The sequence below is a fragment of the Salinisphaera sp. SPP-AMP-43 genome (assembly GCF_049568105.1).
Lineage (GTDB): Bacteria > Pseudomonadota > Gammaproteobacteria > Nevskiales > Salinisphaeraceae > Salinisphaera.
In genome coordinates, this window is sequence record NZ_CP145335.1 from 1,120,104 (window position 1) to 1,146,211 (window position 26,108).

A 26,108-nucleotide genomic window follows, 5' to 3' on the forward strand; every position below is an offset into this window, starting at 1 on the left:
GCTCGGGCGAGGAGAAGGGTGAAATAATCCCGCAACAATGTCGCAAACGTTCAAGTCGGCCGATTGCCACGATCGATTTAATCCAGTCATAAGGCTTAGCCAAGCCGAGACAGGAAGACGTGGCGATGCAGGACTACAGCACAGCACCGGTAGTGGCCGACGCCGAACTCGAAGCGGCCCTGGACAATATGCGCACGCAGCGCGAGATGCGTATCGATCTGGTCGGCCCGCCGCCGTCGCGCCCCGCGCCGCTGCGGGCGCGATCGAGCCTGATCGTGCAGCCGAATGCGGTCGAGGCGGTCGAGGCGCTGGCGCTCGAGCGTGCCCGTCGGCTGTTCAGCGCCGACTACGCCAGTATGCGGCCAGCATCGACGAGCGCAGCGCTTGCCTTGATTGCCGATCGGCTGCTCAAGCGCGGCGACGGCCTGCTCACGGTCGGTATGGAGCAGGTGTTTCTGCCGCCGGGCAGCGAGCGCTATCGGCTGACGAGCTGCGATCCGGATATCGATTCCGGCCGGCTCGACTACGACCGGCTCGAATCGCTGGCGCTGTATTTCCAGCCCCGGCTGATCGCGGTCGGCATTCCGCCGCATGCCCGCGGCTACGATTGGTCCACGCTGCGCCGGATCGCCGATGCTGCCGGTGCCCGGCTGGTGGTCGATATGAGCACGGTGGCTGGCGGCGTCGCAGCCCATCTCCATGCCAATCCTGTGGCCTCGGCGCATGCCGTGGTCACCGCCGCCGAGAGTCTGCCAGGTGGGCTGCGCGGCGGGCTGTTGCTGGTTGGCCATGACGCCGAACTGGCCGACCGGCTCGACCGGGCCGTGGCCGACGACATGCCCGAGGCGCCGCTGCCGGACGAAGCCCGGGCCCTGGCCTTGGCCTTGGGCCGCTGTATGCAGCTCGACCATGTTCGGGCCCGGCGCGCCTCCATCGCTCATGCCCAGGCTATGGTGCGCCTGCTTCGTGGCCGGGCTTTCGATGTTATTTCCGGCGGCACCGACGATCAGCGTTTTCTGATCGATCTGCGCCGCCAGTCGCTGACCGGCCGGCGCGCGGTGAATGCGCTGGATGCGGTGCACGTAGGCGTACGCGCCGAAGCGCTGCCGGGGGCACCGGGCTGGCCGTTCGCCAGCGTGGGCCTGGTGGTCGATGCCACCGCACTCGGCGACCGTGGTTTCGACAATGCTGCGGCCCGCCAGCTGGCCGGTGTGATCGCCGATGTGCTCGAGGCCGTCGACGATGCCGAGGTCGCAATCCGCGCCCGGCGCCAGGTGCGTGCGCTTTGCGAGCGCTTTGCTACGACCGAGCAATTCTACGATCCCGAGGTGGGTCATGGCAGTTAGTGTTTTTGAGCTGTTCAAGATCGGCATCGGCCCATCGAGTTCTCATACCGTGGGCCCGATGCGGGCCGCCGCGCAGTTCGTCGGCGAGCTCGACGCGGCCGGTGATCTGGAGGCTGTGGTCACGGTCGAGGCCGCGCTCTACGGCTCGCTAGCGGCCACCGGGCGCGGCCACGGTTCGGACCATGCGGTAATGCTCGGCCTGGAAGGCGAACAGCCCGAGAGCGTAGACGCCGAGGGCATGGGCATCCGTATCGAAACCATGCGCGAGACCGGGCAGCTGAGCCTGAACGGGCGGCGGCCGATCGCTTTCGATATCCGCCGCCATCTGCAGATGAAAAAACGCGAGCGCCTACCGGTGCATACCAACGGCATGCGGTTTTCAGCCTTCGACGCCGAGGGCCAGAAGATCGCCGAGCGAACCTTCTACTCGGTTGGCGGCGGTTTCGTGATCGAGCCGGATGCCCACGGCGAGGCCAAGCTGGTGGCCGACGAGACCCCCCAGCGATTTCCGTTTACCTCCGGGGCCGATCTGCTGGTGCACTGCCAGCGCGAAGGCCTGCCGATCAGCGAGATCATGCGCGCCAACGAAACCGCCTGGCGCGACGAAGCCGAGATCCGGGCCGGCCTACTCAAGATCTGGGCTGCCATGGCGGACTGTATCGACCGCGGTCGCTCCCGCGAGGGCGTGCTGCCCGGGGGCATCAAGGTACGCCGCCGGGCGGCCCAACTGGCCCGTGACCTGGAAGCCGCCGAGGAGGCCGGCGATCCGTTGGTCGCCATGGACTGGGTCGGGCTGTATGCGCTGGCGGTCAATGAAGAAAACGCCTCCGGCGCCCGGGTGGTGACCTCGCCGACCAACGGTGCGGCCGGGATCCTGCCGGCGGTGCTCAACTACTACGTGCATTTCTGCGGCGGCAACGACGACGCGGTGGTGCGGTTTCTGCTGACCGCGGGGGCGATCGGCGTGCTCTACAAGGAAAACGCCTCGATCTCAGGTGCCGAAGTCGGCTGCCAGGGCGAGGTCGGCGTGGCCTGTTCGATGGCCGCTGGCGCTCTGGCCGAAGTGCTCGGCGGCACGCCGGCCCAGGTCGAAAACGCTGCCGAGATCGGTATGGAACACAACCTGGGGCTGACCTGCGACCCGATCGCCGGGCTGGTGCAGGTGCCCTGTATCGAGCGCAATGCCATGGGTGCGGTCAAGGCGATCCAGGCTGCCCGCATGGCGCTGCGTGGCGACGGCGAACACACCGTCTCGCTGGACAAGGTGATCAAGACCATGCGCGCCACCGGCGCCGACATGAAGACCAAGTACAAGGAAACCTCGCGCGGCGGCCTGGCCGTCAACGTCATCGAGTGCTGAGCTGGAAAGCCCCGGAGCCCGGACATGAAGAACCGCTATTCAATTTTTACGCTGGCCCGCAATGCCTTGTCCCATCACGAAAAATGGGATAAGGCCTGGCGCAGCCCCGAGCCCAAGGCCGAATACGATGTGATCATCATCGGCGCCGGCGGCCACGGTCTGGCCACAGCCTATTATCTGGCCAAGGAACACGGCATTACCAACGTCGCGGTGGTCGAGAAAGGTTGGCTCGGCGGCGGCAACACGGCCCGCAACACCACCATCGTGCGTTCGAACTATCTCTACGACGAATCGGCGCATCTGTTCGAGAAGTCGCTCAAGCTTTGGGAAGGGCTGTCCCAGGAGCTCAACTACAACGTCATGTTCTCCCAGCGCGGGGTCTATAACCTGGCCCATACGCTGCAGGAGGAGCGCGATACCAAGCGGCGTATTAATGCCAATCGCCTCAACGGCATCGATAGCGAATGGGTCGACGCCCGCCAGATCAAGGCCGAAGTGCCGTATATCGATACTTCGCCGGATGCCCGCTATCCGATCCTTGGTGCCTCGCTACAGCGTCGGGCCGGTACTGCCCGCCACGACGGCGTGGCTTGGGGCTATGCCCGGGGCGCCGATGCGGCCGGCGTGGACATCATCGAAAACTGCGAGGTCACCAACATCCTGCGCGACGGGGGCAAGGTGACCGGGGTGGAGACCACCCGCGGCACGATCAAGGCCGACAAGGTCGGCATCGTGGTCGCCGGCAACTCGGGCGTACTCGCCGAGATGGGCGGTTTCCGGCTGCCGGTGGAATCGCATCCGCTACAGGCGCTGGTCTCCGAGCCGGTCAAGCCGATTCTGGATACGGTGATCATGTCCAATGCCGTGCATGGCTATATCAGCCAGTCCGACAAGGGCGAGCTGGTGATCGGCGCCGGCATCGATGCCTACAACGGCTACGGCCAGCGCGGCAGTTTCAACATCATTGAAGAGACGATCGCGGCCATCAAGGAGATGTTCCCGATCTTCTCGCGCATGCGCATGCTGCGCCACTGGGGCGGGATCGTGGATACCACCCCGGATGCCACCCCGATCATCGGCAAGACCCCGGTCGACAATCTGTTCATCAACTGCGGCTGGGGCACTGGCGGCTTCAAGGCCACGCCGGGCTCGGGCTGGGTATTTGCCCACACCCTGGCCACTGGCGAGCCGCATCCGATCAACGCCCCGTTTTCGTTGGACCGCTACACCACCGGATATCTGGTGGATGAACACGGCGCAGCCGGCGTCGCCCACTAACCCTCGCGGCAAGGAGACCATCCCATGTTTCAGATCGATTGCCCCTGGTGCGGCCCGAGAGACCAGCAGGAGTTCGCCTATGCCGGCGAGGGCGGCATCAAGCGCCCGCAAGACCCCTCGGCGCTGACCGATGCCGAATGGGCCGACTACCTGTTCATGCGCGCCAATCCGCGCGGCCGCCACCACGAGCAATGGCGCCACGTGCACGGCTGCGGCCAGTTCTTCGACGTGGTCCGCCATACCGTGACCTATCGCATCGAATCCGTGGACCTGCCCGGTCGACCCGCTCTCGGAGACGCCTCATGAGCTCGCAGACCCATCGCCTGCCGCACGGCGGTCGCATCGATCGCGACCGCGAGATCAAGTTCACCTTCAACGGCCGCGAATACACCGGCTATGCCGGCGATACGCTGGCCTCGGCGCTGATGGCCAACGGCGTATCGATCCTCGGGCGCAGTTTCAAATACCACCGCCCGCGCGGGCTGGTCGGCGCTGGCCCGGAAGAGCCCAATGCCATCGTGCAGGTCGGTGTCGGCGGCCAAACCCGGCCGGACCAGCGGGCCACCCAAGTCGAGCTGTTCGACGGGCTGGTGGCCTCGACCACCGCCCGGCTCGGCTTTGATCCGCTGGGCATCAACAACACGTTTTCGAAAATGCTGCCGGCCGGTTTCTATTACAAAACCTTCAAGTGGCCGGCCAGCTACTGGCCGAACTACGAAAAACGTATCCGCCAGGCTGCCGGGCTCGGCAAGTCGCCGACCGAGCCCGACCCGGATCGCTACGACCACATGAACGCCCACTGCGATGTGCTCGTGGTCGGCGGCGGCCCGGCCGGTTTGACTGCTGCGCTGCGGGCGGCCCGGGCCGGCGCTCGGGTGATGTTGGTCGATGAAAACGCCGAGTTCGGCGGCTCGCTGTTGTCCGAGCGCCATGCCGAGGGCAACAACATCGACGGCCGCGACCATCGCGACTGGATCGCCGATGCGGTCGCCGAGCTGTCGGCCATGCCCGAGGTACAGCTGTTGTCGCGAACCACGGCCTTTGGCAATTACGACCACAACTTCCTCGGCCTGATGGAAGACAAGGCCGACTATCGCGGCGGCCCGGCCGCCGGCGAAGTCCGGCACCGGCTGTGGCGGGTGAGAGCCGCGCGCGTGGTGCTGGCCACCGGCGCGTTGGAACGCCCGCTGGTGTTCGGCAACAACGACCGGCCGGGCATCATGACGGCCTCGGCGGTGTCGACTTATCTCAACCGCTACGGGGTCAGCCCGGGCTGGCGGGCGGTGGTGTTCACCAATAACGACAGCGGCTATCGGACCGCGCTCGATCTGAAGGCGGCCGGCCGCGAAGTGGCCGCGGTGGTCGATGTACGCTGCAAGCCGAGCAGCACGCTGGTGGCGGCTGCCCGCGAGGCGGGTATCCCGATCCGCGACAGCAGCGTGATCATCAAGGCCCGCGGCTCTCGACGCGTGAAGAGTGTCCAGATCGCCCGGGTCAAATACGGCGAGCTGACTGGCGATCGCGATACCATCGCCTGCGACTTGGTCGCGTCTTCCGGCGGCTGGTCGCCGGTCGTACATCTGCATTGCCATATCGGTTCCAAGCCGCTCTGGGACGACGAAGCCGCCTGCTTCTTGCCGGGGCCGGACAACCCGGGCCAGAGCTCGGCCGGCGCGGTTACCGGTGCCTTCGGCCTGCGCGAAGCACTGATCCAGGGCTTCGAACAGGGCGGGGCGGCAGCCGCCGAACTCGGTTTCGAGCCGGCCGCGGGCCAGGCGCCATCGGCGCCGGCAGCCGGCGAGGTAATGCCGATCGAGCCGTACTGGCTTGCCCCCAGCGGCCAGCCGCTCAGCCGCGGGCCCAAGCAGTTCGTGGACTACCAGAACGACACCACGGCTGCGGATATCGCGCTGGCCGTGCGCGAAGGCTACGAGTCGGTCGAGCACGTCAAACGCTATACCGCGATGGGCTTTGGTACCGACCAAGGCAAGCTCGGCAACATCAATGGCATGGCGATTCTGGCCTCGTTGCTCGGGCAATCTATCCCCGAGACCGGCACCACCACCTTCCGCCCGGCCTATACGCCGATCTCCTTCGGCTCGGTGGCTGGGCGCACTGCCGACCATCTGTTCGATCCAGTCCGTAAGACCGCGATGCACGACTGGCACGTCGCCCACGAGGCCCTGTTCGAAAACGTCGGTCAGTGGAAGCGGCCTTGGTACTACCCGAAGGGTGAAGAGTCGATGCAGCAGTCGCTGGATCGCGAATGCCATGCCACCCGCAACGGGGCCGGCGTGCTAGATGCCTCGACGCTCGGCAAGATCGAAGTCCATGGCCCGGACGCCAACCGTTTTCTGGACATGATCTATACCGGCGGCCGACGCAAGATGAAAACCGGTACCTGTCGCTACGGGCTCATGCTGCACGAAGACGGCATGATCTTCGACGACGGCGTGACCGCCAAGCTGGATGAGAACCACTACTACCTGACCACCACGACAGGCGGGGCCGCTGGCGTGCTCAACTGGCTGGAAACCTGGCACCAGACCGAGTGGCCGGAGATGGACGTGTTCTTTACGTCGGTCACCGACCAGTGGGCGACCATCGCGGTCAACGGCCCGAAGTCCCGCGATGTGCTGCAAGCCCTCTGCGACGACATCGATTTCGATCGCGAGGCGTTCCCGTTCATGACCTTCCGCGAAGGCACGGTGGCCGGTGTGGCCGCCCGGGTGTTCCGGATCAGCTTCACTGGGGAGCTGGCCTTCGAGATCAACGTCGATGCCAACTACGGCCGGCATGTCTGGGAGGCAGTGATGGCAGCCGGCGAGCCCTATGGCATTACGCCCTACGGCACCGAGACCATGCATGTGCTGCGTGCCGAGAAGGGCTTCATCGTGGCCAGCCAGGATACCGACGGCTCAGTGACGCCGATCGACATGGGCATGAACTGGGCGATCGGCAAGAAGAAGTCCGACTTCATCGGCATGCGCTCGCTATCGCGCTCCGACATCGTCGATGCCGGCCGTAAGCAGTACGTCGGCCTGGTGCCCACCGACGGCGATATCGTGCTGCCCGAAGGCGCCCAGCTCGTCAGCGACCCCGAGGCCGAGCTGCCGATGCCGATGGTCGGGCATGTCTCGTCGAGCTACCACAGCGTCACGCTCGGCCATTCCTTTGCGCTGGCCGTGGTCAAGGACGGCCAGTCGCGCCACGGCGAGACCGTCTACTCGCCCCAGGTCGATGGCAGCGTGATTGCCGCGACCATTACCGACCCCGTGTTCTACGATCGTGAAGGAGCGCGTCAAAATGTCTGAGCCCAAAATCGAAAGCCCGCTGGTCGACCAGCGTGAAGCCGCTACCGGCAACGACGCGCCCGCCAATGCCGGGGTGTCGTTGACCGAGCATCCATTCCTTGGCCAGTTCTCCTTGCGCGGCAAGACCGACGACGCCGCATTCGTTGCAGCCTGTGCCCGGGTGTTCGGCTGCGAGTTGCCCACCCGGCCGAATACCTTTGCTGAAGGTGAGGGGGTTGTCGTCGGCTGGATGGGGCCGACCGAATGGCTGGTGCTGGTCGAAGGCGACAACAAGGCTGCCTGGCTATCGGCGCTGCGCGAAGCCCTGGCCGGCGTGCATTCGGGAGTCGTCGATCTATCCGGCGGCCAAACCGTGATTAGCATCGCCGGAGACCATGCCCGCGACGTATTGGCCAAGGGCGCGACCCTCGATCTACATCCGCGGGCGGCCCATACCGGTTTCTGTACTCGTTCGCTGCTGGCCAAGAGCGCGATGTTTATTCGTGTGGTCGAGGCAGGCAATCGGTTCGAGATCGTCGTGCGGCGCAGCTTTGCCGACTACCTCTGGCAGTGGCTGGTCGATGCCAGTCAGGAGTATGGCTTGGCGATCCATCCGGCCGAGTCCACGCTGTCGTTCGCCGGTCTGCAATCGGCTGCGATGCCGCAAGCGGCAACCGGCGCATGAGCTCGGCCGTCGCCGTGCCGGCTGCCGCCAGCGGCTATGTGCTGACCGCCACCGGCCCGAGCATCCGCGGGCAGGTGGCGGCCCTGAGCGAAGCCGTGGATCGGCACGGCGGCTATATCGAAGAGCTGGACCAATACGACGATCCGGATACCCAGCGTTTTTTCGCCCGGCTGCTGTTCCATGTCGATAGGCTCGGTTTCGACGCCGAAGGCCTGCGTGCCGAGCAGGCCCGTCTGTATCAAGCATTCGGACTCAACATCGCGCTGGCCGCCGCCGAGCAGCCGATGCCCGTACTGATCATGGCCTCCAAGCTCGATCATTGCCTGCGCGATCTACTGTATCGCCATGCCCGGGGCGAACTGCCGATGACCATCGCGGCGGTCGTATCCAACCATCGGGATTTGGAACCGCTGGCTGCCCAGTACGGTTGCCGCTTCGTACACCTGCCGGTCAGCAAAGACACCCGGGCCGAACAAGAAACCCAGCTCCAGACGCTGATCGCCGAAACCGGCGCCGAGCTGGTCATCCTGGCCCGCTACATGCAGATCCTGTCCGACGAACTGGCGTTATCGTTGGCCGGCCGGGCGATCAACATCCACCACTCCTTCCTGCCCGGCTTCAAGGGCGCCAAGCCCTACCACCGCGCCCATGCCCGCGGCGTCAAGCAGATCGGCGCGACCGCCCATTACGTCACCCCCAACCTGGACGAAGGCCCGATTATCGAACAGAGCGTGGCCCGCGTGCGCCACAACGACCGGGTTGGCGACCTCATCGCCACCGGCCGGGATTGCGAATGCCGGGCCCTGTCCCGGGCGGTGAAGCTGCATATCGAGTCGCGGGTGTTCATCAACGGCGAGCGGACGGTGGTATTCGGCTAGCGTCAGCGCGGCGTGGGCAGAGTATTTGGTTGGCGATTGAGCCAACAGGTGGGGGCGGCGCCAACCTCCAAAGCCGTGTTTTATAAATGAGTTGGGTAAGCCATTCGCGAGTTTGTTCGTATGTTGTATTCGTAAAGCCATGTTGAATTGGCATTAAGCGCGGTATATCAGTTCGAAAACAAAGTTCGAAGAACAGTGGTCGCAGCCAGCCGCTCATAGCGATTGTTGTGCTATGTCGCAACATACGTACGAGTCGATAAAGCAGGTTAGCGGGCAATACACGCTGCAAAACCTGGTTCCCCATGTTTGGGCGATTGCACCCGCTATTGTCTGTTATACCCCCTTAGCGAGCGCACAACGGCCAAGCGTGTCTCGCCGATCACGAAATGTCACGCTTTCGAAAATCCATATTTTGCAAGCAGATAGCGCACCGTTTGATGGCCGCCCCCAGTCTTTGGCTTCAATAACCAAATAAATCGCGCTAACGTCGCCCCATGCCAAGGCGAGGGGGCGCCTGTGGAAACACGACTACATCTCAAGCCCGGCCAGAATGGGACCAAGCAATTGGTTCAAAAGTATGGCGAGCGGCTAGTCTGTGTGCGTTATCGCTATGACAGCGAGAACGGCCTGCGCCACAAAACCGTCGAACTCATCGAAGAGACCGTGCCTTGGCGGCCCGCGAATACTCGCGAGCAGCATTTAATGCAGCGGACCGCCGAAGAGCCGGTGCTTATCAAGATCGCCTACGAAGAACGAGAGCTGCGAGAGCTGCGAGAGCAGGTGAGGCAGGCGGGTGGTCGTTGGCAACCGGCCGAGCGAGCCTGGGCGGTGCCTTATCGCGTAGCGGAAACGCTTGGTCTCCTCGACCGGGTCGTTGGAGATATATAAATACGGATGGGTATATATCTAGTATTAGATATATGTCGTCGAATTGGCGTTAGCACCCGCAATTCCAGCACTTTCGGAGCGTAACAGATTTGAAGATATTTGTTTGCAACAGAACTATCGATTCCGAGGCAACAGACGCGGTTTTGGATGAGCTTCTCTCGATCGCATGCGATTCAATCGCGGTTTTGAGAGAGGCCGAGCATTCCGAGAATTGGAAGGAAAGGGTCGAAAATCACTTCAAAGAAGTTGATTTTATCGTCTTCTTCGTTGGGAAAAATACTTTCAAGAGCGAGCCCATGAAATGGGAATACGCTAAAGCGAAAGCTTTGAATAAACAAATTGTCGGTATAAAGTTGCCGTCTGCTTGCGAAGACTCGGTTCTTTTTTGTCAGGGGTTTCCAGTCTTTAGACAGCCAAATGGTTGTTGGGCGTACCTAGAACAAACTTACCAAGAAGACCGTCAGCTCTTACTTGAGCAATACAAAATAATGGTCGGATCAACTGAAAAAGTTACCGACCAACGAATGCGGGTAAACAACTTATTTTTTACGGTTACGTCATCAATCCTTTCTGTTTCACTAGTAGTCGGCAAGTCTTTTAAATTTTCCTTGGTTGGCGCCATGGGAATGTTGGCCCTTTCAGTTATGGCGTTTGTAGTTACTTTTCTATGGGAGAAGCTTGTACGCTCCTACGGCAAGCTAAATACAGGGAAGTTCACCGTAATTGATCAAGTAGAAAAGCGGCTCCGAACCAACATGTTCGAACATGAATGGAATGTGTTACAGCAGCAAGTAGGTTACGAGTCTAATACTGAAACCGAAGCGACCGTAGTAAGAAGGTTTCGGTGGTTTGTTCTACTCGTGATACTGGTGGAAGCGGCATACGTAATCATCCAATCTGATGTTATTACATTAATAAGCCAGATCGAATGGGCATCACTATTGTGCAAAACCGAAGGAGGATGAAATGGCTAAACGAATTTTTACTAGCTTTGCAATTGAAGACGAAAGAATGAGAGATCTGTTTGTCGGTCAAGCGAAAGCTAAACGGGTCCCTTATGATCTAGTGGATATGTCTGTAAAGGAGCCTTGGAGGGATTCATGGAAAACGCGCTGTCGAACTAAAATTAAGGGTTGTGATGGAGTCGTTACCCTTATTACAACGAATCTAAATCAGGCAGGTGGAGCGCGATGGGAGATTAAGTGCGCAAAAGACGAAGGTATCCCCGTCATTGGGGTATATATTGGCGGTGCGACTGCTAATAATGCTCCAGCGGAGCTGAACGGCATAAAAAAAATCACGTGGACTTGGGACGGAATAGCGAGTTTCGTCAATAGCCTTTAACAGTGCTAACAAATCGCTGCAGTTGACCGCCCAAAGCCGCTCCGCGCTTCGGGTCCCCTCCGCAGCCTTCGGCTGCTCCGGCGGCAACTGAGCTTCGGCGTTGGGTAGCTCTTGTCAGTAGGTACGTTGTTCTTCAGGGAGAGAGGATGCGACCATTTATTATTGTGATGGCGGTTTTATTGCAAGCTTTTGCTACCTCCGCCTCGAGTGCGCAAATCCAACGGCACGTGATGGGGGATGATGATAACTCACTGACTTATTTCACCCTTCAAGGCGAAATCACTTCGGGCGATCACTTCGATTTTGACCACATTAATGATAAGCCGCTCGTTATCCTTAACTCAGTTGGTGGAAATATGGAAACGGCGATGGCACTCGGCCGCGAGTTGCGAAAGGCGGACGCGAGAGCCATCGTGCGAAAAACTGAAGTTTGTATTAGTGCATGCGTTTTCGTTTTTGCTGGCGCCGTAGACCGAACTGTGTTTGGACGTATTGGCATCCACCGTCCTTACCCGACACGAACTGGCGATGAGACCCAAGAGCAAGCGCAGCAAGAATTTAAGCAGATGAAATCTAAATCTCAACGCTATTTGGAACAAATGAATATCTCAGTGTCGCTGTTGAATGAGATGATTCGAGTGCCTTCTTCCCGCGTTCATTATTTAAGTGATGGAGAGCTAGCCAAGCTCGGATTAACCGGTAAAGATCCGGCTTACCAGTACAAACAGGACAGTGAAGATGCAGCACGCTACGGTATCAGTCGACGGGAATTGCTACGCAGAAGACGAAAATCACGAGCAAAATGCAGTTCGATAAGTGCAAAATATCATCCGTGGAAAAAAGTTCAATGCGAAGACGCCACCATGTGGGGTTTGTCAGTATCCGAAATGAAACAGCGTCAGCAACTTGTTCGCACGCACTGCACAAAGCAAAAATACGGCGATAAAGGCCAAGCACTGAAATGCCAGATTAGTATTATGCAAAACGGGTTAAATTCTCAATGAGGTTGATATAGCTCGATAGTGTCGGTATCCAACACTGAGCTGGCTGGCAGCGATAATTGCAGATCTATACAGTCACCCAACAGGTCGCTGCAGTTGACCGTCCAAAGCGCTGCCGCGCTTCGGTCGGCAACTGAGCTTCGGCGTTGGATTACAGGGAGAATCTATGAGTTGGCTACAAGATCAAGTGACGATACTTCGAGCGAAAGAAAGTCTGATTGAGGCATTTGGTGTCGTGCTATATACCGCACGCGATGCAAATATACGGAAGGTTCTAAACGACCAAGATTATTGGCAGGCGTTCGACGAGAGATCCGGGGAGAATTGGGCGGTAATCGCCACTCGTATTTGGCAAGGAGAGTATGAGTTCCCATCTACACCACCAGATACGCTCGCAATGATGGTGCCTATATGGCGAGAGCCATCTGCTAACAAGCAGATCCTTGAAGAATTTGGCTTAGAAGAATCTAAAGATACTCCTTGCCTGCTCATATTCGCCGAAGATGAAGACGGGGAAATTCTGTCAACACATGTAAAGCTAGATGATACATCAATTGAGAGTGCCTATAGCTCTATATCGAACTTGCTCGATGCCCTCGCGGCTTCAGTCGCCGGAATAAAGAAAGAGAATTATAAATCAGCGGTTGGATCGTTTTCAGCGCTGTCGCGTGCGACAAAAGATCATAAAGAATGGAAATTGGTTAGGAAATATTTACCTCTGGCTCGTTGGGCTTCGGGATTTCTGTAACTTGAAAATACCTAACGAATCTCTGTAGTTGACCGTCCAAAGCGCTGGGGCGCTTCGGCCGACAACTGAGCTTAGGCGTTATATCGATTGGGGGAGGGGCGGGCAATCCATCCAACCCAGTTTTCTTTAACTTGGCCGCAATCGCTGCTGTATGAAACGAAATGCAGCATTTCGCCGGCATTGCTTACGCCGGCACCTGCCTATGCTTATCGTAAGAGGCTGTTGATATCGAGCCGGCTAAGAGGCGGTCGGGTGTGGATATTCCTGCGAAACAACAGCGGTGGTAGCACGATGAAGAATTGGGGATTGAGCCGTCGGCGCATGCTGGCGGGCAGTTTGGCGGGCGTGTTGGGCTGGGCCGCCACCCCGCTGCGCGGGGCGTGGGCCGGTGATACGACCGAGCCCGAGATGGCTGCACCTGTTGGCCGAAACTGGAAGATCGAAGGTGCCACGGTGTTGTCGATGGATGCGGATATCGGCGATCTCGAACGCGGCGATGTACTGGTCAAGGATGGGGTGATCCAGCAGGTGGCGCCGCATATCCATGCGCCTGGCGTGCCCGTCGTCGATGGCCGGCATCGGATCGTCTTTCCCGGCTTTATCGATGCCCATAACCATATGTGGCAGACCCAGATGCGCGGGGCCTTCGGACAAGCTAAGAATAGTCTGTTCTTTCCGGTGACCCAGCGTTATTCGCCGTTGTTTCGGCCCGAGGATATCGAGATCAGCGAATATGCCTCGGCGATGGAGAATGCAGCCGCCGGCATTACCTCGAGCAACGATTTCTTCGACAACAACCGTCATCCGGATTATGCGCAGGCGGCGCTGCGTGGCCTGGCTGCGGCGCCCACCCGGACGCGGCTGCTGTATGGCAACCGCAGCAAGACGGATACGCAGATGATCGATCTCGATGATCTGGCCCGCTGGGTCGGCCTGGCTGCGGACGGCAAGCTCGGCCCGCGCCTCGATCTGGGGCTAGCTTGGCGGCTGCCCCGCGACGTGAATGATGACAAGGCCATGCGCACCAAGCGCCAGGAGTATGATTTCGCGCGCCAGCACGCGTTGCCGATCGCCGTGCATATCAGTGGTCGCAATCATGCCGCGATGTTCGATCGGCTCATCGACGGCGACTATCTGGCGCCTGGCGTACAGGTTATTCATGCCACCGATGCCCAGCCCGGCCAGCTCGATGCACTCGCCGAGTCCGGCGCCAGCCTGGCGATTTCGCCGGTTACCGAGCAGCGCGTGGCCTACGGGCTAACGCGCTATGCGCGCTTCAAGGACGTGCCGCGCCTGGGGCTGGGGATCGATGGCAACGGTCTGGCCGGCTCGGCGAATATGTTCGAGATTATGCGGCTGCTTGCCTTGACGGAGATTGGTGCAGCGACCGACCAGACCGCTGTCGATATGCGCCGGATTTTTCATTGGGCTACGCTCGGCGGGGCTGAATCGATGGGCGTTGCTGATAGCCGGGGTTCGATTACGCCTGGTAAGGATGCCGATCTGGCGATGGTCGATACCCGCGCGCTCAATCTCGGAATGCTCGGGCAAGAGCCGTATGCCGAGCTTATTTTTGCAGCGCGGCCGGAAAATATTGCGTTCGTGTCGATTGGCGGCGACATCGTAAAGCGCGATGGGAGGCTGATCGATTTCGATACCGACGAAGTTATGCAGCGCCTGCGCGCCTCGATCGAACACCTGAATGCGGCGGCCGAGGCCGGCAAGGGTTGAATCGGCTTCGGTTCGCTAGGCAGCGGCGCACCGTATAAAGGCGCTGGCATCACCGGGCCGATTCTTATGCCATGGACAGGGGTGGCCGGAGATCTCGGCCTTCGCTCGCGTGGCGAGCCGATACTCGTTGGCGCTATCGGTCGGTCCGATAAAGACATAGCCAGCCGCGCCTGTATGGGGCCGCGCTCGCGAGGCCCGGTTGATAGCCGCACAGGAAGCTTGCTCCGCGAAGTTTTAGGCACGCATGAAGGATTACGGATTCTCTTTGTCGGATTGGCTGGGCGACATCGCCATCGGCGTGCCGACTTCGGCGGTTTGCGTCTGTTTGTCGTAAGCGCAAAGCAGCTGTTGTTGAGCGGTGCTGCTTAGGGCATGGCCGGTCAGCCGAGCCAGACCATAGTGCTGGGAGCCGAACGGATCGACGGTGATGGTTTGGGTATCGAAGCCGTCGTCAGCAGCGGCTCGACAGGCTCGGGCGACGTCGGCACGGAACTCTTGCCAAGCCTGATGGCTGGAAGCGATCGCGGCTGGAGTGATAAGAGCGCTGCCTATGGCGGCGGCGACCACCACCATATGGCGTGGTTTGTTGTGGCCCATGATCGGCATGGCTTTGGCGATTTGCTCGCTATCTTCCCTGGCTTGGCCGAGCCCGGGCTGAACGGGGTATATGGCTTGCCGTGCGAAAGACAATACGCTGTTGACGAACTGGCACTGGGGGCTGGGCATCGTTGCGCGAATATGGCCCGACCATTCGATAGACCATTCATAGCCAGAACGGCATAACAGCTGGCTTAACCCCGCGCGTGGTGTGTACTGCGCGTTGTCTTGTGCGATAACCGGCCTTGGCGTGGATGCGCCTAGCTCCTAGGCTGATTCGGTCTTTTGGTTTGGAGTGGTCATGTCGCCTGCATTGGAATTCTCGTTTCGTATCGAGATCGCCGTAGAGGCGCCGACCCGGGTGAGCAACGATCCGGTCCATGGCAAGCGCCAGCTGATCCCGATTCGGCAGGGCTGCCTCAGCGGTGATCTCGAGGGCTGGGTATTGCCGGGCGGAGTCGACAGCCAGGTCATCGATCGCCACGGGCTTTGTCGGCTTTCGGCACGCTATGCGGTAGAGACGTCCGACGGTGAGCGGGTCTATATCGAGAACAATGGCATCCGTCGTGTGCCACCCCAGTGGCGCGAGCGGTTGTTCGATGCCGATATGAGCTTTTTCAACGATATACCACCCGAGGAGATCTATTTTCGTGCCTCGCCGACGTTCGAGGTCTATAGCGATCGTCTGCGTTGGCTAACGGAGAGTCTGTTCGTCTGCGACGGCCAGCGCACGGCCGACGGGGTGTATCTGGATATGTACCGGGTGGTTTGAACCACGAGATCGGCCCGGGCGGCGGTCGGCCGCCGTGGTCCGGGGCGTTGCGGCAAGCCGGCTTGGCCGGACCTGTGCTGTCGAAGCCGATTCAAGCCCGGTTTCCTGGTTGGCGGCGATGACACGCATCGGAGCGGTTGGTCTGTTCGTTTTCTGAGCCGCTACGGCGGCAGGTCGTGCCCGTATATGAAGCGGCGCCTGGCTGCCACGCCGGCCGCGGCGGCAGCCGTGATCCGGAGCATGCGCAGGCTAGGTAATTTCCCCTGCCTGTTTTCGATCTTTTCCGGGCGCTTATGAGCGTGCTGTTGTTGAGAACCGTTGTACAGTCGCAGGGACAGGCGTCGTGCCTTGGCTTGGTTCGGGAGTTGTCGTCGCATGCATGTATTCAATAATCCGGTCGGTGCCGGCTCGCTCTGGTTCGATAATCTCGCCACCGCCGAAGGTACGCCAGTCGCCTACGATCCGCAGGCGCGGGCATTCCTGCCCATGCCGCCGTTTTGTGCCAACCGCGAACGCATTGGTTGTAACTGGATCGCGCCGGCCGAAGGCGCGCTGTGCCGGGCCTGTGCAATGACTGCGCTGACGCCGGATCCGTTGGTCGAAAACGCGATCGCGAACTGGGCCGAGGCCGAAACCGCCAAGCGTTGGGTGCTGGATAACCTCGGGCGCTGGCACTGGTTTCGCCCCGAGGATCCAGGCACCCGGCCGGTATTTCATATGCTGGCGGAATACGACGAAAAACCAGCCCCGATGGGGCATGCCGAAGGCGTGGTGACGATCAGCGTGGCCGAGGCCGACCCGGTGGTGCTGACCAAGCGCCGCGAAGCGCTCGGCGAGCCGTATCGCACTATGATCGGCCATATGCGCCACGAGATCGCGCATATGCTCTGGTGGCGGCTCAGTTTGCGGGCCGACTTCATCGAGGCGTTTCGGGCGCTGTTCGGCGATGAGCGCCAGGACTATGCCGACGCGCTCCAGCGCCACTACCAGCACGGCCCGCCGGCCGGCTGGCAACAGCATTATCTATCGAGCTATGCCTCGGCCCATCCGCATGAGGACTGGGCAGAGACGACTGCGCACCTGCTGCATCTGACCGATATCACCGATAGCTTCGTCGCCGCCGGCCTATCCTTGCCCGATCTGCCGGCTGCGAACTGGGACCCCTACAACGAAACGGATTCGCAGCGGCTGATCTACACCGGCGCCGCGGTCGCGGTCGGTATTAACCACGTCAATCGGTCCATGGGGCTACGGGATCTGTATCCGTTTCTGCTGGCCGAAGCCACCCATCGCAAGCTGGCGTTCGTGCACGGCTGGCTGCGCCGGGGTGCCCAGGGGCTGTGATCCGTCGCTTGGCAGCAGCCGCAGGCCGGCGCTGGCAGTTTTTGTTCTCGCGGGCCGAAAGCTTAGGCCGAAGGCCGGTCGGCAGTGTGTTTGGCGAATTGGTGTGCTGTTGTTCAGTCATTGGCTGCTATTTCACTTCGATGACGCTCCTGTGAAATTCCGCGTCGCAACTGAGGGCTTGCCTGCCGTAACCCGCTCATAGACTGGACTCGTCCAAACGAAAAACGCTCGGGAGCGGGCATGACGATTCGCGCTGTTTTGAACGTCGATCAAGTCGCGCCACCGGCGCGCGGGCGCGGTGTGGCATGAGTCAGTTCGACGCGCTTTTCCAGCCGTTGACGATCAAGAACGTCACCCTGCGCAACCGCATCGTCAGTACGCCGCACGGCGAGGTCTATACCGAGGGCGGCATGCCCACCGAGCGCTACCGCGCCTATCACACCGAAAAAGCCAAGGGCGGCATCGGGATGACGATGTGCGGTGGCTCGTCTTCAGTATCGATCACCAGCCCCACGCCAGTCTGGTGGGGCGCGGTGGACGTCAGCCACGACCGCATCATCCCGTACTTCGAAAAGCTGTCGTCTTCGGTGCAGGGCGAGGGCGCCGCGTTGATGATCCAGCTCACCCATATGGGCCGGCGCACCAGCTGGCACGGCGGCGGTTGGCCGCATTTGGTCTCGCCGAGCGGTATCCGTGAACCGGTACACAACTCGACCTGCAAGACCATCGAGACCGAGGAAATCGAGCACATCATCGGTGAGTACGCCCAGGCCGTACGCCGGACCAAGGAAGGCGGCCTGGACGGCGCCGAAATCTCGGCCGCCCACCAGCATCTGATCGACCAGTTTTGGTCGCCGCGTACCAACCAGCGCACCGACAAGTACGGTGGCAGCCTGCAAAATCGCATGCGCTTCGGCTTGGAAGTCTTCGAGGCGATCCGCAAGGAGGTCGGCGACGATTTCGTGGTCGGCATGCGCATGGCTGGCGACGAGTTTCTACCCGACGGGCTCGGCCAGGAGGAACTGCTGGAGATCGCCAGCACGTACGCCGCCTCTGGCATGGTCGATTTCATCGACGTGATCGGCTCCGGCGCCGATACCCATGCGACGGTCGCCAACTGTATCCCCAACATGGCTTATCCGCCGGAGCCGTTCGTCTACCTGGCCTCGGCGATCAAGGCCGAAGTCGATGTGCCGGTCATCCATGCCCAGAACATCAAGGACCCGATGTCGGCCGCGCGAATCATCGCCGAAGGGCATTGCGATCTGGTCGGCATGACCCGGGCGCATATCGCCGATCCGCATTTCATGAATAAGGTCCGCGATGACAAGGTCGACCAAATCAAGCAATGCGTGGGTGCGAACTACTGTATCAATCGGCAGTACGACGGCCTGGACGTGCTCTGCGTACAGAACGCGGCGACCGGCCGCGAGCAGACTATGCCGCACCAAATTGCGAAGGCTGAGGCCCAGCGCCGGGTGGTGGTGATCGGCGGTGGCCCGGCCGGGCTGGAGGCCGCCCGGGTGTCGGCCGAGCGCGGACACAACGTCACTCTGTTCGAAAAGAGTGAGCGTCTCGGCGGCCAGGTCGAGATCGCGGCCAAGGCGCCGGCCCGCGACCAGATCGCCGGCATCACCCGCTGGTTCGTCATGGAGCTCAAGCGCCTCGGCGTGGATATCCGGCTGGCGACTGAGGCGGGTGCGGAGGACGTACTGGCGCTGGCGCCAGACATCATCATGGTGGCCACCGGCGGCCGGCCGTATCTGGATCAATCGCCTGGCTGGCATGCCGATGAGAATCTGGTGGTCAGCAGCCACGATATTCTTTCCGGTGCGGTCGAGCCCGGCGCCAATGCGTTGGTCTTCGATGTGACCAGCGGCTATGCCGGGGTGAGCTGCGCGGACTATCTGGCCAATCGCGAATCGCTGGTCGAGATCGTCACCCCCGATCTGGCGGTCGGCGAGGCCACCGGCGGGACGACCCAGCCGGTCTACAACAAGCGATTGATGGCCCAGGACGTGGTGTTCACGCCCAATACCTCGCTGGCCGATGTCTATCGCGAGGGCGACCAGCTGATCGCGGTGCTGGCCAATGAATACACCGGCGCCGAGGAAGAACGGGCGGTCGATCAGATCGTGGTCGAGAACGGCGTGCGACCGCGTGAGGATCTGTATTACGCGCTCAAGGCGGGCAGCCGTAACAACGGCCAGGTGGATACCGAGGCGCTGTTCGCGGCCACGCCGCAGCCGGCCCTGCAGTCGCTTGGCGAAGGCGAGGGCTATCTGCTCTATCGCGTCGGCGACTGTGTCTCGCCGCGCAATATCCACGGCGCGATCTACGATTCGCTGCGCCTGGCCAAGGACTTCTGAGGACGTGTGGTCATGACTGGCACGAACCCGGCCGGCTGGATGGTTTTCGCAAGCCTGCTGGCGCTTGCCGCGGGTTTGGCCTGGCGGGCCACGCGCTGGGCCGCCGGGCGCTCGCAGCCGATTCCCTGGTCCGGCTTGCTGCAGGTGCCCCGACGCTATTTGGTCGATGTGCATCATGTGGTCTCGCAGAATCCGCTGACCACCGACGACGAAGACGATACCGGCGAGCGCGTGGCCCGCATGCACATGCTGACCGCCGGTGGATTCGTCGCGGCGACGCTGTTCGTGCTGCTGCGGCATCTGCTCGGTGTCGGCGGTGTGGTGACCGCCTGGCTGATCCTGGCGTCGCTGGCTGCGATGGCTGTGGGCACGGCCATCGAATGGCGCCGGCGACGGCGGCGCAAGGCGGCTCGGCTGTCCGGGGGCGGTTTCGATCGGCTGCCCTGGTCGCTGACCGCGTTCATTGTCTTTTTCGGCGTGGCTACGCTGCCGGCAGCCGGTATCACGCCAGCGATCTCTTGGCGTTCGATCGCGGCCTGGCCGTTGCTGGCCGTCGGCATTTGGGCCTGTGCCGAACTGTATGTCGGTATGGCGCTGGGGCCGATGAAGCATGCACTCAACGGCGTGCTGCATCTGGCTTTTCATCCGCGCCCGCAGCGCTTCGAGCCGGGTGTTCGCGATACCGCGTTGCAGCCGGCCGATCTCGAGGCCGACAAGATCGGCGCCGAGACCGCAGCCGATTTCGACTGGAACCGGCTGCTCGGCTTCGATGCCTGTGTGCAGTGCGGGCGCTGCGAAGCGGCCTGTCCGGCCTTCGAGGCCGGCCTGCCACTTAACCCCAAGGCGCTGATCCAGGATCTGGTGTCGGCCGAAATGGGCGGCGGCGTAACCGGCGAATACCGTGGCCAGGGGCATCCGGATCGACAAGGCCGGCCGCAGTCGCGCCACGGGGCGCTCATCGATGCCGATGCCGGTATCCATCCCGATACGCTCTGGGCCTGTACGACATGCCGGGCTTGTGTCGCCGAATGCCCGATGATGATCGAGCACGTCGATGCCGTGGTCGATATGCGTCGCTTCCAGACCCTGGAAGCCGGCGCGACGCCGGCCAAGGGCGCGGCCGTGCTCGACGAACTGCGCGAATCCGACAACATGAGCGGTCGCCCGGCTGCACGCCGAGCCGACTGGGCCGTGGATCTGAAAATCCCGGTACTGGCCGAGCGCGGTTCCTGTGATGTGCTGTTGTGGATGGGCGAGGGCGCTTTCGAGCGGCGTAATCAGCGCACGCTGCGCAGCCTGGTCAAACTGTTGCGTCGGGCCGGCGTCGATTTCGCCATTCTCGGTGCCGAGGAAGCCGACTGCGGCGATCTGGCCCGGCGGCTGGGCGACGAAGCCACCTTCCAGCGGCTGGCGGCCCAGAACATCGCCACCCTGGATCGCTACCAGTTCAACGAGATCGTGACCGCCGATCCGCATGTGCTGCAGGCGCTCGGCCAGGAATATCCGGCGCTCGGCGGCCATTACAAGGTGCGCCACCACACCACTTTCCTATCCCGGCTGGTGGTCGAAGGGCGGCTGCCGGCCGCCGCCGGCGAAGCCATGGCGCTGACCTATCACGACCCCTGCTATCTCGGTCGCTACAACGGCGAGACCGAGGCCCCGCGCAAGCTGCTCGAGCATATGGGCCAAAGCGTCACCGAAATGCATAAATCCGGCGAGCGCTCGAGCTGCTGTGGCTCCGGTGGCGGCCTGTCGGTCACCGATATTCCGGGGCGGCGACGTATCGCCGATGTGCGCATGGAGCATGTGGCCGCGACCGGCGCCCAGACCGTGGCCGTAGCCTGTCCGCACTGCGCGACCATGCTCGAGGGCGTGGTCGAGCCCCGGGCCGAAGTCGTGGATATCGCAGAACTGCTGGCGAATGCGGTCGAAGCCGCCGGTCCGGCAGAGGAGGTCTGGCGTGAGAGTGCGTAGACGAGCCCGCCGGAGCCTGGGCCCGGCCCAGAGCCACCGCCCGCGGCGTGATCCGCGCCAGGAGCGACAGTGGGATGCGGTGATCGGCGCGACGGCCATCGCCTATGGCCCGACCGGTTATCCGCGACGCAACCCGCGCACGATACGTCGCCAGGCGATGACCTCGGCAGCCGGGCGGCTGCGAATCGATCGTTCCGGGCGCCAGGTCGGGACGGTCGGCCGTGCCGGCGTGGCTACGGCTGTTGCCCAGGGCCCGGCGATCACGCGTATCGAGGCCCCGGATTACTGGATCGTCGTGGTGCCGGATTACGAAGAAGGCCGGCTGTCGGCCCACGATCGCGATGTGTTCGGGGCTGCTCGCAAGTTGGCCGATCGCGACGGCGGCGCGGTGCTAGCGGTGGTGTTCGAACACGGTGAAGATCTCGGGGCCGCCGGCGCCGATCGGGTGATCTGTTTCGACGATTCGGCCTGTGCTGGTTATGTGCCCGAGGTGCGCGCGGCCGCGGTCGGAGCGGTCGAGACCGAATTCGCCCCGCGCCATCTGTTGTTCCCCGATACGATCGTCGCAGCGGGCGATATCGGCCGCCGGATCGCTGCATCGCTGGGCGTCGTGCCGGCGACGCGCGTCCATCGGCTGCGGGCCGACGAGGCAGTCGGCCGCGGCGACGGCGAACGATCCGACTATGCGCGCACGCCGCCGCGGGTGGTGCTGTTGGCCCCTGAATGCGAGGAACCGCTTGGCCCCGAGCGTTGCCACGAAGGCCGATCGGTCGAAGCACCTGCGCTCGCGCTGGGTAAGACCATGATCCGCGATCGCGGCCTGCAGCCGGTCGATCCTGGCACGGTGCCCTTGGCCGAGGCCGATTTCGTGATCAGTGCCGGCAACGGCGTGACCGACTGGGATGCGTTTCATGCTCTGGCCAAGGCGCTAGGCGCGGCCGAAGGCGGCTCACGGGTGGTCTGCGATGCCGGGCTACTGCCGCGCGAACGCCAAGTCGGTGCCTCGGGCACCCTGATCGAGGCGCGTTGCTATCTGGCCTTCGGGATCTCGGGCGCGCCCCAGCATCTGCAGGGCATCGCGCGCTGCGAAAAAGTCGTGGCGGTGAATACCGATCTGCATGCCGAGATGGTCAAGCGCAGCGATCTGTCTGCGATCAAAGATGCCCAACAAGTCATGCCGGCGTTGACCCGGCTGCTACAGGCCGAGGCCCGTGATGCCTGATATTACCGTGATCTGTTCGCTAGGCCGGCATCCGGCCTCGGGCCGGCCGCGCGCCGCGATCGCCGATGCCCGTGCATTGGCGTTTGCGTTATCGATCGGCGATACCGTGCGCGCCGTGCATGTCGGCAACCCCGAATCGCCGGGATTGCGCGATTATCTGGGCCAGACCGCCGCCCGCCGCTCGCTGGATTGCCTGGACGTCATCGAAGTCCTAGAAGGGCGGGATATCCGGCCGGCGCTGATCGACTACCTGCGTACGCAGCAGCCGGGCCTGATCTTTGCCGGCACGCGCGCCGAGGACGGCGAGGGCAGCGGTATGCTGGCCTATGATCTGGCGGCCGCGCTCGGGTATACGCTGGTGCCGGCGATCGACGGTCTCTCGCCAACGGTCGACGGGCGTTTTGCGTTGACGCAGGTGCTACCGCGCGGGCGTCGCCGTGCGCTCGAGGTGGCCGCGCCGTTGATTGCAACGGTCGATGCTGCGTCCGCACCGCGGCCGGTGTTTGCCCAGGCGAGGGCGCGCCGTGGGCGCATCCAGACGATCACGCCGAGTGTCGAATGCCCGGAAATCGAGGCGCCGACGGTCCGCCCGGCTCGGGCGCGGCCGAAGCGGATCAAGGTTTCGGGCGGCGGCAGCGCAGCGGATCGCCTGCGGGCGGCCAGCGAAACCCAGGCCGGCCAGGGGCAGCTCATGATCGATCCGGACGCCGAAGATGCCGCGCGCGCGATCGCCGATTACCTGCGCACGGAAGGTTTTTTGGCACAGCGCTAAGCGGTCGGCGCGGGCGCCCGTTCAATGCTCGGAATAATCCGGGCTGTGCACGGCGGTTGCCGGAGGGCGTTCGGCCGCCGCGAACTTGGCGCTTTGGCGCCGACGCTCCTGGCTCGGTGGCAGGGCGTAATAGTCGTGGTAGCACTTGCTGAAATGCGGCGACGACGAGAAACCGCAGGCCAGGGCGACATCCAAGATCGACATCGAGGTTTGCAGCAGAAATTCGCGGGCCCGCTTTAAGCGCAGTTCCAGATAGTAGCGGGTCGGCGAGCGATCCAGATGGGTACGAAACAGCCGCTCGAGCTGGCGTCGCGAGATATTCACATAGTGCGCCAGTTCGCTGAGGGTGAGCGGCTCCTCGATATTGGCTTCCATGAGCGCCACTGCTTCCAGCAGTTTGGGCTGGTTCGGCCCGACCCGGGCCCGTAGCGGCACGCGCTGGGCATCGCCGACGCCGCGGATGCGATCGTGGATGAATTCTTCGGAGACCGAAGCGGCCAGTTCGTTGCCGCACTGCTGACCGATGATGTTGAGCATCAGATCCAGCGGCGCGATGCCGCCCGAGCAGGTATAGCGATCGCGGTCGATGACGAACAGTTTGGAGCAGAAGATGGTATGCGGGAACTCGGTTTCTTCGTTGATGCTCGAGATATGTTCCCAGTGCACCGTGCAGCGATAACCATCCAGCACCCCGGCGCGGGCCAGGATATAAGGGCCGGTGCATAGCCCGCCAAGGGCGACTCGGCGCTTGGCCATGTGCTGCAGCCAGCTGAGCAGACGGCGGTCGCAGCTTTGCTTGACGTTGATCCCGGCACAGACGAAGACCATGTCGAACTCGTCGTCCTGGTCCAGCGCCTGGGTGGGCGATGTGCTCAGCCCGTTGCTGGCCTCGACCGGCTGGCCATCACAGCTCAGCACTCGCCAGTCGTAGAGCTGTCGATCGGTGAGCTGGTTGGCCATACGCAGCGGCTCGATCGCGCAGGACGACGAGATCGCCGAATAGCCAGGCACATGTACGAATCCGATTCGGCACGGCCGGCCCGTCTGAAATGGGCTGAGCTGCATAGCGACCTATCGTCCGCTTGCCGCGGATTTGTATGAAGCTTGGAGTATAGCAACGTGATTTCGCTCAAAAGCAATCAGTTTTATTTTTTTGTGACGAAAAAAGCACGATGTCGCACAGAAGAATAAGGGAGTCGCCTGGGAGACGATCGCCGTTTTCGGGGCCGGATAATCTGCAACTCAAGGTCATAACAAAAATGTTGTGAACCGGCCGAAACCCGCAGCCAAGAATCGGGCGCGATCGCCTGTCAGGAGACGTAAACATGAGCGACGAGGTGCTGACTCCATCCATCGTCGACGGACTGAATGCCCCAGTGGATCAGGCGATCTGTCTGCCCAACGAGGCTTATACCAGCGACGATTTTCTCCAGCGTGAACGCGAGCAGGTCTTTGATCCGCAATGGGCTTTTGCCGCCGTGGGCTCGCGTCTTCCGCGTCGTGGCGATGTGTTTCCGGTCAATGTGGCGGGGCGCCCGCTGGTGCTGACTCGGGATCGCGACGGCTCGATCAATGCTTTTCACAATGTCTGTCGCCATCGCGGTTTAAAACTCGTCGAAGAAGGCAAGCGCGGCTGTGCCACGCTCGTGTGTCCCTATCATGCCTGGACTTATGCCTTGTCCGGCGAGCTCAAGAAGACGCCACACTTCGGCGGCCCGGATTGCCACGACATGGAAGGTTTCGATCGTAGTCAGTACGGCCTGATGTCGGTGCGCTGCGATGTCTGGAACGACCTGGTATTCGTCAATCTGTCGGGCGACGCGCCGCCGTTGGCCGAAGTCATGGCGCCGATGGGCGAGCATTGGGCGAACTACGACTTCAGCCAGCTTCGCCATGCTGCAAGCGCAACTTTCCATGTCGACACCAACTGGAAGTTGGCGATCGAGAACTTTCTGGAAAGTTATCACCTGCCCTGGACGCATCCGGAACTCAACGAGTTCTCGGAAATGTCGGCCCACTTCAGCCTGCTCGAACCCGGCTTCCTGGGCCAGGGCAGCCGCGACTACGACTCGACGGTTGCCGGCCATCCCGACCTGCCGCTGTTCCCTGATCTGAATGAGCCGCAAAGCCGGACCGCGGAATATCCGTATGTCGGACCCAATCTGATGATGGGGATGCATCCGAGCTACTTTTTCGTATTCAGTATTCAACCGGATGGTTCGGGTCGAAGCGTCGAACAATTCGAGTTTTATTTCGTGGGCGACGCCGCGATGACCGAAGAACTTTCAGGCCAACGCGAACGGGTGATCGAAGCCTGGCGCAACATCAATGATGAAGATATCACCATGATCGAGGGCATGCAGCGCGGGCGCCATTCGCCCGGCTACCAGCACGGCCGTTTCTCGCCCTATCACGAAACCACCACCCATGAATTCCAGCGTCGCCTGGCCAACCGAATGGCCATGCACGACGTACCCACGCGCGCTGTCGCCGGAGGAGGCTAACC

22 protein-coding genes are annotated in these 26,108 nt (G+C 62.0%); 20 read left to right on the top strand and 2 right to left on the bottom strand.

The window, feature by feature from the left end; translation table 11 throughout:
• Nucleotides 1-125: 125 nt before the first annotated feature.
• The 13 genes from V5738_RS04790 to V5738_RS04850 all read left to right on the top strand — a co-directional run bounded on the left by V5738_RS04790 (nt 126) and on the right by V5738_RS04850 (nt 14,552).
• Nucleotides 126-1,346, top strand: coding sequence for a hypothetical protein (locus tag V5738_RS04790; RefSeq protein ID WP_423823269.1), 1,221 nt, complete (start codon nt 126-128; stop codon nt 1,344-1,346).
• A complete protein-coding gene (locus V5738_RS04795; protein ID WP_423823270.1) occupies nt 1,336-2,706 on the top strand; it encodes an L-serine ammonia-lyase in 1,371 nt (456 codons plus the stop codon). The genes V5738_RS04790 and V5738_RS04795 overlap by 11 nt, the downstream gene beginning before the upstream one ends.
• Nucleotides 2,707-2,730: 24 nt before the next feature.
• On the top strand, nt 2,731-3,984 hold the full coding sequence (locus V5738_RS04800; protein WP_423823271.1) for a sarcosine oxidase subunit beta family protein: 1,254 nt from the start codon (nt 2,731-2,733) through the stop codon (nt 3,982-3,984).
• A 24-nt stretch (nt 3,985-4,008) separates the two neighbouring features.
• The gene (locus V5738_RS04805; protein WP_423823272.1) at nt 4,009-4,290 is read left to right on the top strand and encodes a sarcosine oxidase subunit delta; all 282 of its coding nucleotides are present in this window, start codon (nt 4,009-4,011) and stop codon (nt 4,288-4,290) included.
• Entirely contained in the window at nt 4,287-7,298 is a 3,012-nt protein-coding gene (locus tag V5738_RS04810) for a sarcosine oxidase subunit alpha family protein (RefSeq protein WP_423823273.1), read from the top strand. The genes V5738_RS04805 and V5738_RS04810 overlap by 4 nt, the downstream gene beginning before the upstream one ends.
• Nucleotides 7,291-7,962, top strand: coding sequence for a sarcosine oxidase subunit gamma (locus V5738_RS04815; protein ID WP_423823274.1), 672 nt, complete (start codon nt 7,291-7,293; stop codon nt 7,960-7,962). The genes V5738_RS04810 and V5738_RS04815 overlap by 8 nt, the downstream gene beginning before the upstream one ends.
• Nucleotides 7,959-8,840, top strand: coding sequence for a formyltetrahydrofolate deformylase (gene purU, locus V5738_RS04820; protein ID WP_423823275.1), 882 nt, complete (start codon nt 7,959-7,961; stop codon nt 8,838-8,840). Before V5738_RS04815 ends, purU begins: the two co-directional genes overlap by 4 nt.
• 516 nt (nt 8,841-9,356) lie before the next feature.
• Nucleotides 9,357-9,728 carry a hypothetical protein gene (locus tag V5738_RS04825; RefSeq protein ID WP_423823276.1) on the top strand — a complete coding sequence of 124 codons (372 nt, stop codon included), beginning with the start codon at nt 9,357-9,359 and terminating at the stop codon, nt 9,726-9,728.
• Nucleotides 9,729-9,871: 143 nt separating this feature from the next.
• Nucleotides 9,872-10,693, top strand: coding sequence for a RipA family octameric membrane protein (locus V5738_RS04830; RefSeq protein ID WP_423823277.1), 822 nt, complete (start codon nt 9,872-9,874; stop codon nt 10,691-10,693).
• 1 nt (nt 10,694) lies between these two features.
• Complete coding sequence (locus V5738_RS04835; RefSeq protein ID WP_423823278.1) at nt 10,695-11,072, top strand: TIR domain-containing protein; 378 nt, start codon at nt 10,695-10,697, stop codon at nt 11,070-11,072.
• 146 nt (nt 11,073-11,218) lie between these two features.
• Nucleotides 11,219-12,076, top strand: coding sequence for a hypothetical protein (locus tag V5738_RS04840; RefSeq protein WP_423823279.1), 858 nt, complete (start codon nt 11,219-11,221; stop codon nt 12,074-12,076).
• A gap of 163 nt (nt 12,077-12,239) precedes the next feature.
• The gene (locus V5738_RS04845) at nt 12,240-12,821 is read left to right on the top strand and encodes a hypothetical protein (RefSeq protein ID WP_423823280.1); all 582 of its coding nucleotides are present in this window, start codon (nt 12,240-12,242) and stop codon (nt 12,819-12,821) included.
• 291 nt (nt 12,822-13,112) lie between these two features.
• The gene (locus V5738_RS04850) at nt 13,113-14,552 is read left to right on the top strand and encodes an amidohydrolase family protein (protein ID WP_423823281.1); all 1,440 of its coding nucleotides are present in this window, start codon (nt 13,113-13,115) and stop codon (nt 14,550-14,552) included.
• Nucleotides 14,553-14,804: 252 nt separating this feature from the next.
• Here V5738_RS04850 and V5738_RS04855 read toward each other — a convergent pair whose 3' ends face one another.
• Entirely contained in the window at nt 14,805-15,278 is a 474-nt protein-coding gene (locus V5738_RS04855) for a hypothetical protein (RefSeq protein ID WP_423823282.1), read from the bottom strand.
• A 172-nt stretch (nt 15,279-15,450) separates the two neighbouring features.
• Between V5738_RS04855 and V5738_RS04860 the strand changes: the two genes are divergently transcribed.
• From V5738_RS04860 to V5738_RS04885, 6 genes are all read left to right on the top strand, one after another.
• A complete protein-coding gene (locus tag V5738_RS04860; protein ID WP_423823283.1) occupies nt 15,451-15,921 on the top strand; it encodes a DUF3237 domain-containing protein in 471 nt (156 codons plus the stop codon).
• A 375-nt stretch (nt 15,922-16,296) separates the two neighbouring features.
• Complete coding sequence (locus V5738_RS04865; protein ID WP_423823284.1) at nt 16,297-17,265, top strand: zinc-binding metallopeptidase family protein; 969 nt, start codon at nt 16,297-16,299, stop codon at nt 17,263-17,265.
• A gap of 305 nt (nt 17,266-17,570) precedes the next feature.
• On the top strand, nt 17,571-19,634 hold the full coding sequence (locus V5738_RS04870) for an FAD-dependent oxidoreductase (protein ID WP_423823285.1): 2,064 nt from the start codon (nt 17,571-17,573) through the stop codon (nt 19,632-19,634).
• A 12-nt stretch (nt 19,635-19,646) separates the two neighbouring features.
• Complete coding sequence (locus tag V5738_RS04875) at nt 19,647-21,608, top strand: DUF3483 domain-containing protein (protein ID WP_423823286.1); 1,962 nt, start codon at nt 19,647-19,649, stop codon at nt 21,606-21,608.
• Nucleotides 21,595-22,830, top strand: a complete 1,236-nt coding sequence (locus V5738_RS04880; protein WP_423823287.1) for an electron transfer flavoprotein subunit alpha/FixB family protein — start codon at nt 21,595-21,597, stop codon at nt 22,828-22,830. The genes V5738_RS04875 and V5738_RS04880 overlap by 14 nt, the downstream gene beginning before the upstream one ends.
• Nucleotides 22,823-23,602 (top strand): electron transfer flavoprotein subunit beta, encoded by a 780-nt coding sequence (locus tag V5738_RS04885; protein WP_423823288.1) that lies wholly within the window; start codon nt 22,823-22,825, stop codon nt 23,600-23,602. The genes V5738_RS04880 and V5738_RS04885 overlap by 8 nt, the downstream gene beginning before the upstream one ends.
• Nucleotides 23,603-23,623: 21 nt before the next feature.
• Here the strand turns inward: V5738_RS04885 and V5738_RS04890 are convergent, their stop codons facing one another.
• Complete coding sequence (locus V5738_RS04890; RefSeq protein WP_423823289.1) at nt 23,624-24,613, bottom strand: GlxA family transcriptional regulator; 990 nt, start codon at nt 24,611-24,613, stop codon at nt 23,624-23,626.
• A 314-nt stretch (nt 24,614-24,927) separates the two neighbouring features.
• On the opposite strand from V5738_RS04890, the gene V5738_RS04895 reads away from it, so the two are divergent.
• Nucleotides 24,928-26,106: an aromatic ring-hydroxylating oxygenase subunit alpha gene (locus V5738_RS04895; protein WP_423823290.1), complete on the top strand. Its 1,179-nt coding sequence runs from the start codon at nt 24,928-24,930 to the stop codon at nt 26,104-26,106.
• Nucleotides 26,107-26,108 lie beyond the last annotated feature (2 nt).

Bases quoted from the DNA above. Each gene is read 5' to 3' on its own strand.
- V5738_RS04790 (WP_423823269.1), top strand. From the start codon at position 126: ATGCAGGACTACAGCACAGCACCGGTAGTGGCCGACGCCGAACTCGAA.
- V5738_RS04795 (WP_423823270.1), top strand. From the start codon at position 1,336: ATGGCAGTTAGTGTTTTTGAGCTGTTCAAGATCGGCATCGGCCCATCG.
- V5738_RS04800 (WP_423823271.1), top strand. From the start codon at position 2,731: ATGAAGAACCGCTATTCAATTTTTACGCTGGCCCGCAATGCCTTGTCC.
- V5738_RS04805 (WP_423823272.1), top strand. From the start codon at position 4,009: ATGTTTCAGATCGATTGCCCCTGGTGCGGCCCGAGAGACCAGCAGGAG.
- V5738_RS04810 (WP_423823273.1), top strand. From the start codon at position 4,287: ATGAGCTCGCAGACCCATCGCCTGCCGCACGGCGGTCGCATCGATCGC.
- V5738_RS04815 (WP_423823274.1), top strand. From the start codon at position 7,291: ATGTCTGAGCCCAAAATCGAAAGCCCGCTGGTCGACCAGCGTGAAGCC.
- purU (WP_423823275.1), top strand. From the start codon at position 7,959: ATGAGCTCGGCCGTCGCCGTGCCGGCTGCCGCCAGCGGCTATGTGCTG.
- V5738_RS04835 (WP_423823278.1), top strand. From the start codon at position 10,695: ATGGCTAAACGAATTTTTACTAGCTTTGCAATTGAAGACGAAAGAATG.
- V5738_RS04840 (WP_423823279.1), top strand. From the start codon at position 11,219: ATGCGACCATTTATTATTGTGATGGCGGTTTTATTGCAAGCTTTTGCT.
- V5738_RS04845 (WP_423823280.1), top strand. From the start codon at position 12,240: ATGAGTTGGCTACAAGATCAAGTGACGATACTTCGAGCGAAAGAAAGT.
- V5738_RS04850 (WP_423823281.1), top strand. From the start codon at position 13,113: ATGAAGAATTGGGGATTGAGCCGTCGGCGCATGCTGGCGGGCAGTTTG.
- V5738_RS04855 (WP_423823282.1), bottom strand. From the start codon at position 15,278: ATGCCCAGCCCCCAGTGCCAGTTCGTCAACAGCGTATTGTCTTTCGCA.
- V5738_RS04860 (WP_423823283.1), top strand. From the start codon at position 15,451: ATGTCGCCTGCATTGGAATTCTCGTTTCGTATCGAGATCGCCGTAGAG.
- V5738_RS04865 (WP_423823284.1), top strand. From the start codon at position 16,297: ATGCATGTATTCAATAATCCGGTCGGTGCCGGCTCGCTCTGGTTCGAT.
- V5738_RS04870 (WP_423823285.1), top strand. From the start codon at position 17,571: ATGAGTCAGTTCGACGCGCTTTTCCAGCCGTTGACGATCAAGAACGTC.
- V5738_RS04875 (WP_423823286.1), top strand. From the start codon at position 19,647: ATGACTGGCACGAACCCGGCCGGCTGGATGGTTTTCGCAAGCCTGCTG.
- V5738_RS04885 (WP_423823288.1), top strand. From the start codon at position 22,823: ATGCCTGATATTACCGTGATCTGTTCGCTAGGCCGGCATCCGGCCTCG.
- V5738_RS04895 (WP_423823290.1), top strand. From the start codon at position 24,928: ATGAGCGACGAGGTGCTGACTCCATCCATCGTCGACGGACTGAATGCC.